A 5,808-nucleotide genomic window follows, 5' to 3' on the forward strand; every position below is an offset into this window, starting at 1 on the left:
ATTCTCTGGCAGGCTGATTCGTGCCTGGATGTTGCTGAGAGAGGCCGTGGGCTTTTCTACTGAAAATTTGCCTCCGGCCATAGAATCTCCCACAGCAAGTGCACAGACCTTCAATCTGTGCGATCACTGTGGGAGCGGGTTTACCCGCGAAGAGGCCGGCGCAGGAAAAATCAGAGCGCCATGCGGTAATGCAGGCTATAGCTCTCCACCCCATCGTTGGGCTCTTTGATACCGGCATTGGAGTAGTGGATCGCCCTAACGCCAATCTCATGCCCACCCGCAAAGCGCAAGCCAAAGCCGATGCGGTCCTCGAACTGAAACGCCGAGCCCAGTTCGTTGCTTTCCAGCTCGGTGCTGGAGAACGCCGCCACACCGATCCCTGCTTCGATGTAAGGTTTCACCGACTGCCCGGCAAATTCATAGACGAATACCGGCGCAAAGGACAGGCTATGGTTGCTGGCCGTCTTGTCGCCATCCCAATAGGTGTAGGACCCATCCCAGTAGCCGGTCAGCCGGCCGACGCTGGTCTGCCACCAGCTCGCGTCCCAGTTCGATTGCAGCCCCAGCCGATAGACCATGGTCGAGTCACCGGTCTCCCCCACCGAAAACGAAACGTCGGCAGCCTGTGCCGACAGCGCTTGCCCCAGGGTAAAGGCGGCAGCCGCCGCCAAGCCAAGCAGTTTCTTCATGAGAAACATCCTTCTTCCTGATGCTGTTATTAGTGTCCGCCTCATGTCAGGCAAAGCGGTAGAAAGCAGATGTGGAACGATAGTTCAGCTTATTTCACGTTTTTTTCACAACGCAAAGCTTTGCACATCGCCGGACTTATGCCACAGCACAGGTAGGATTTTTCTCAGGGTTTCTGGGTCAGCGCTGGTCCAGAAGCGGGCCTCGCCGGCCGGGCCTTCGGCCAGCAGAACATTGGCACCCAGCAGCCGCTGCAGTTGGCGCGCCACGGCCGCGCCCGTGTCGATGATTGCCACATCCGCTGGCACCAGCTCGGCCAGCAACGGGCGTAGGAAGGGGTAATGGGTGCAACCGAGGATCAGTGTGTCGCAGCCGGCGGCCAGTAGCGGCTGCACATAGCCAAGCAGCATCTGGCGCAGCGCCACGCTGGCGACGTCGCCGGTCTCGATCAGTTCGACCAGCCCCGGGCAAGGCTGGGTGATGACCTGCACGTCATTGGCAAAACGGTCGAGCAAAGCAGCGAACTTGGCGCTCTGCAGGGTACCGGTAGTGGCCAGCACACCGACCACGCCCGAGCGGGTAGCCGCCGCTGCGGGCTTTACAGCGGGCTCCATGCCCACCAGCGGCCAGGTGGGGTACAACTCGCGCAAGTCGGCCACCGCCGCCACCGTGGCGGTGTTGCACGCCAGCACCATGGCCTTGGCGCCTTGCTCCTGGAAGAACGCGGCTATGCGCCGGCAGCGTTCACGGATGTAGTCCGGCGACTTCTCACCGTAGGGTACATGGCCGCAATCGGCCACATACAGCAGCGTCTCGTTGGGCAGCAAACGCTGGATCTCGGCGAGCACCGACAAACCGCCGACCCCCGAGTCCATCACGCCGACCGGCGCCGAGCGCTCAGCCATCGCGCTTGCCGCAGACTGCGCAAGCCGGGTCGCGCTTGACGCGCAGTTCGCGGATGCGGGTACCAAGGGCATCGATCAACAACAGGCGGCCCACCAGCGGCTCACCGAAGCCAGCCAGCAACTTCATCGCCTCCAGCGCCTGCAAGCTACCCACCAGGCCCACCAGCGGCCCGATAACCCCAGCTTCGCTGCAGGTCAGTTCATCTTCACTGCCATGCCCATACAAACAGTGGTAGCAAGGGCTGTAGTCACGCCGCGGGTCGAACACTGACAACTGCCCTTCCAGGCGGATCGCTGCGCCACTTACGAGTGGCTTGCCAGCCGCGACGCACGCGGCGTTGACCGCCTCACGCGTGGCAAAATTGTCAGAGCAGTCCAGCACCAGGTCGACCGCCGCCACGGCGGCAGCCAGCGAGTCTTCGTCCAGTGCCTGGCGGTGGGCAACCAGGCTGATTTTCGGGTTGATCGCCTCCAGGCGCTGCAAGGCCGAGTCGACCTTGCTCATGCCAACGCTGGCACTGTCGTGGATCACCTGGCGTTGCAGGTTGGTCAGGTCGACGGTGTCGAAGTCGGCGAGGTGCAACTCACCTACCCCGGCGGCAGCCAGGTACAGTGCTACCGGGGAGCCCAAGCCGCCGAGGCCGACAATCAGTGCCTTGCTTTGCTTGAGCCGCAGTTGGCCGTCGATGTCGATCTGGGCCAGCAATACCTGCCGACTGTAACGCAGCAGCTCCTCATCACTCAGCATGGCAAGCGCCCCAGGGTAATACGTTCATGGCCGCCCAGGTCCGTGCGGCTGGCGACCTCGATAAAACCGTGCTCAGCCAGCAAGGCACGCACCGCTGCGGCCTGATCGTAACCATGTTCCAGCAACAACCACCCCCCTGGCAACAAGTGCGCTGGGGCCTGGGCTGCAATCACACGCAGGTCGTCCAGGCCATCGGCGCCGGCCACCAGCGCACTGCTCGGCTCGAAGCGCACGTCACCGGCCACGAGGTGCGGGTCTTCGGCGGCGATGTAGGGCGGGTTGCTGACAATCAGGTCGAAACGCTCGCCGGCCAGGCTGTCGAACCAGTGGCTTACCCGTACCTGGGCGTTGGCCAGGCCCAGGCGCTGGCGGTTACGCTCGGCCAGGGCTGCGGCCTCTTCCACCCGGTCAACCGCTGTCACCTGCCAGGCCGGACGATCACTGGCCAAGGCCAGGGCAATTGCACCGGTACCGGTACCCAGGTCGAGGACCTTGGCTGGCGAGGCGGCTTGAAGTTCGAGGGCAGTCTCGACCAACAGTTCGGTATCCGGCCGCGGGATCAGGGTATGCGGCGCCACTTCCAGGTCGATCGTCCAGAACCCCTGCTGCCCCAGGATATAGGCAACCGGCTCTCCGCCACGGCGGCGTTGCAGGTACCCGGCGTAGGTTTCGGCATCTTCGCTGCTGACGATACGCTCGGGCCAGGTGTGCAGGTAACTGCGCGACTTGCCAATGGCAGCCGCCAGCAGCAGCTCGGCATCCAGGCGCTCGGTGGGCGATTCGGGCAACTGCGCGTTACGCAGCAAGCTGGCAATGATGGTCATCAGTCCCCCAGGGCGGCCAGTTGATCGGCCTGGTATTCGGCCAGCAGCGGTTCGATCACCGCCTCCACGCCACCGCTGAGGATGTCGTCCAGCGAGTACAGGGTCAGGTTGATACGGTGGTCGGTCACCCGGCCCTGTGGGTAATTGTACGTGCGAATGCGCTCGGAGCGGTCACCGGAGCCCACCAGCAGCTTTCGCTCGCTGGCGATGGCATTCTGCGCAGCGCTGGTCTGCATGTCATTGAGTTTGGCCGACAGCCAGGACATGGCACGGGCACGGTTCTTGTGCTGCGAACGCTCTTCCTGGCACTCAACCACAATGCCGGTGGGCAAGTGGGTAATGCGGATGGCCGAGTCGGTCTTGTTCACGTGCTGGCCACCGGCACCGGATGCGCGGTAGGTATCCACGCGCAGGTCGGCCGGGTTGATTTCGATGGCTGCCTGCTCGTCCGGCTCGGGCAGCACCGCCACCGTGCATGCGGAGGTGTGCACGCGGCCTTGGGACTCAGTCTCGGGCACGCGCTGCACGCGGTGTGCGCCAGACTCGAACTTGAGCTTGCCGTACACGTTCTCACCCTCGACGCGGGCGATGATTTCCTTGTAGCCGCCGTGCTCGCCCTCGTTCTCCGACAGGATTTCCAGGCGCCAGCCGCGTTTTTCGGCGTAGCGCGAGTACATGCGGAACAAGTCGCCAGAGAAGATCGCCGCCTCGTCGCCCCCCGTACCGGCGCGGATCTCGAGGAACACGTTGCGACCGTCGTTGGGGTCTTTGGGCAGCAGCATGCGTTGCAGCTGCGCCTCCAGCGTCAGCAGCTGTTCCTTGGCCTCACGCACTTCTTCCACGGCCATTTCGCGCAGGTCCGGGTCGCTGTCCTTGAGCAGCGCCTGGGCGCCTTCAAGGTCGTCCTGCACTTTGCACCACTCTTTATAAGCAGCGTAGACGGGCTCGACCTCGGCGTATTCACGGGAGTACGCGCGAAAGCGTGTCTGGTCGGAAATGACCTCGGCATCACCAAGCAGGGCGGTGAGTTCTTCGAAGCGATCCTGGAGGATATCCAGTTTGTTCAGCAGCGACGCTTTCATTGCGGGGATTTGTCCGTCGAGCCCTCGTTGAGGGCAAAGAGTTCCTGGGCCATGGCCAGCGCATCGAGGCGGCCCTCGGCCGAGAGCTTTTTCAGCTGCACGCTAGGCGCATGCAGGAGTTTGTTGGTCAGGCCCCGGGCCAAGGCGGCCAGTACGTCTTCGGGGTTACCGCCGTTGGCTAGCAGGCGCTGGGCCTTTTGCAGTTCTTCGTCGCGCAGGCGTTCGCTTTGCTGGCGATAGGCCTTGAGCACGTCCACCGCCGCCAGCTCGCGCAGGCGCAGCATGAAGTCTTCGGCGCCCACCGAGACCAGCTCTTCCGCGGCCTGGGCGGCGCCCTGGCGGCTTTTGAGGTTTTCCGCCACCACGTCGTGCAGATCGTCGACAGTGTACAGGTAGACATCGTCCAGTTCGCCGACTTCCGGTTCGATGTCGCGTGGCACGGCGATATCGACCATGAAGATCGGTTTGTGCCGACGTTGTTTGAGCGCACTCTCGACCGCGCCCTTGCCCAGGATCGGCAACTGGCTGGCGGTAGAGCTGATGACGATGTCGCTGTTGGCCAGTTCCTGGGGAATGTCGGCCAGCAGCACAGCATGCGCGCCAAACTGCTCGGCCAGGATACTGGCCCGCTCCAGGGTACGGTTGGCCACGACGATACGACGCACGCCCTGCTCGTGCAGGTGGCGGGCGACCAGGGTGATGGTTTCGCCGGCACCGATCAGCAGCGCCTGGCTACGGCCAAGGTCGGCGAAGATCTGCTTGGCCAGGCTGACCGCGGCGAACGCCACCGACACCGGGTTTTCGCCAATGGCGGTATCGGTACGCACCTGCTTGGCAGCGCTGAAAGTGGCCTGGAACAGGCGCCCGAGCAGCGGCCCGACGGTGCCGGCCTCACGCGCCACGGCGTAGGCGGACTTCATCTGGCCGAGGATCTGCGGCTCGCCGAGCACCAGCGAGTCCAGGCCCGACGCCACGCGCATCATGTGCTTCACGGCATCGTGCTCTTCGTGCACGTAGGCGCTGGCGCGCAACTCGTCCAGGCTAAGGCGGTGATAGTCGGCCAGCCATTGCAGCAAGGCGTCGGCGGACAGGTGGTCCTGCTCTATATAGAGCTCGCTACGGTTGCAGGTCGACAGGATCGCCGCTTCGCGGCTGGACGTCAGTCGGCAGAGCTGCTGCAGGGCGTCTACCAGCTGCTCTGGGGTAAACGCCACGCGCTCGCGTACGTCTACCGAGGCAGTCTTATGGTTGATACCAAGTGCAAGAAAGGCCATGCAAGGTCGCTGGTTGTGACGGGAAGCCGATAATTGTCCTCTTTCGCAGGTTTTTGGACAACCACCGTTCGCTATTGCGCTGATAGCGCTACGGCTATCGCCGCATCCAGGCCAGCATGAGTGGCAATTCCACCGCTCCCCCCCGCTTTTGATCTGGCTCTTGATCTTGATCTTGATCTTGATCTTGATCTTCGCGACTTCAGGAGGCCGAGCGAAGGGCTTGCGGAGGGAGGTGACGGGCATGGATGCCCGTCAAGCGCTGAGGCCCCATGGATGGGGCCTGCAGCG

At 63.4% G+C, this 5,808-nt stretch carries 6 protein-coding genes; all 6 read right to left on the reverse strand.

Annotation, left to right across the window (positions count from 1 at the left end; translation table 11 throughout):
- Nucleotides 1-170: 170 nt before the first annotated feature.
- Entirely contained in the window at nucleotides 171-689 is a 519-nt protein-coding gene (locus tag ACQKPZ_RS27940; RefSeq protein WP_427544477.1) for an acyloxyacyl hydrolase, read from the reverse strand.
- A 105-nt stretch (nucleotides 690-794) separates the two neighbouring features.
- Entirely contained in the window at nucleotides 795-1,592 is a 798-nt protein-coding gene (gene murI, locus ACQKPZ_RS27945) for a glutamate racemase (RefSeq protein WP_427544480.1), read from the reverse strand.
- Nucleotides 1,585-2,340: a molybdopterin-synthase adenylyltransferase MoeB gene (locus ACQKPZ_RS27950; protein WP_427544483.1), complete on the reverse strand. Its 756-nt coding sequence runs from the start codon at nucleotides 2,338-2,340 to the stop codon at nucleotides 1,585-1,587. The genes murI and ACQKPZ_RS27950 overlap by 8 nt, the downstream gene beginning before the upstream one ends.
- A complete protein-coding gene (gene prmC / locus ACQKPZ_RS27955) occupies nucleotides 2,334-3,164 on the reverse strand; it encodes a peptide chain release factor N(5)-glutamine methyltransferase (RefSeq protein ID WP_427544486.1) in 831 nt (276 codons plus the stop codon). The genes ACQKPZ_RS27950 and prmC overlap by 7 nt, the downstream gene beginning before the upstream one ends.
- A complete protein-coding gene (prfA, locus tag ACQKPZ_RS27960; RefSeq protein ID WP_391124122.1) occupies nucleotides 3,164-4,246 on the reverse strand; it encodes a peptide chain release factor 1 in 1,083 nt (360 codons plus the stop codon). Before prfA ends, prmC begins: the two co-directional genes overlap by 1 nt.
- Nucleotides 4,243-5,520 (reverse strand): glutamyl-tRNA reductase, encoded by a 1,278-nt coding sequence (gene hemA / locus ACQKPZ_RS27965; protein ID WP_427544488.1) that lies wholly within the window; start codon nucleotides 5,518-5,520, stop codon nucleotides 4,243-4,245. Before hemA ends, prfA begins: the two co-directional genes overlap by 4 nt.
- Nucleotides 5,521-5,808: the final 288 nt, after the last annotated feature.

Origin of the sequence: Pseudomonas sp. NPDC089547 (assembly GCF_050280665.1) — a bacterium.
In the GTDB taxonomy this organism is placed as follows: domain Bacteria; phylum Pseudomonadota; class Gammaproteobacteria; order Pseudomonadales; family Pseudomonadaceae; genus Aquipseudomonas.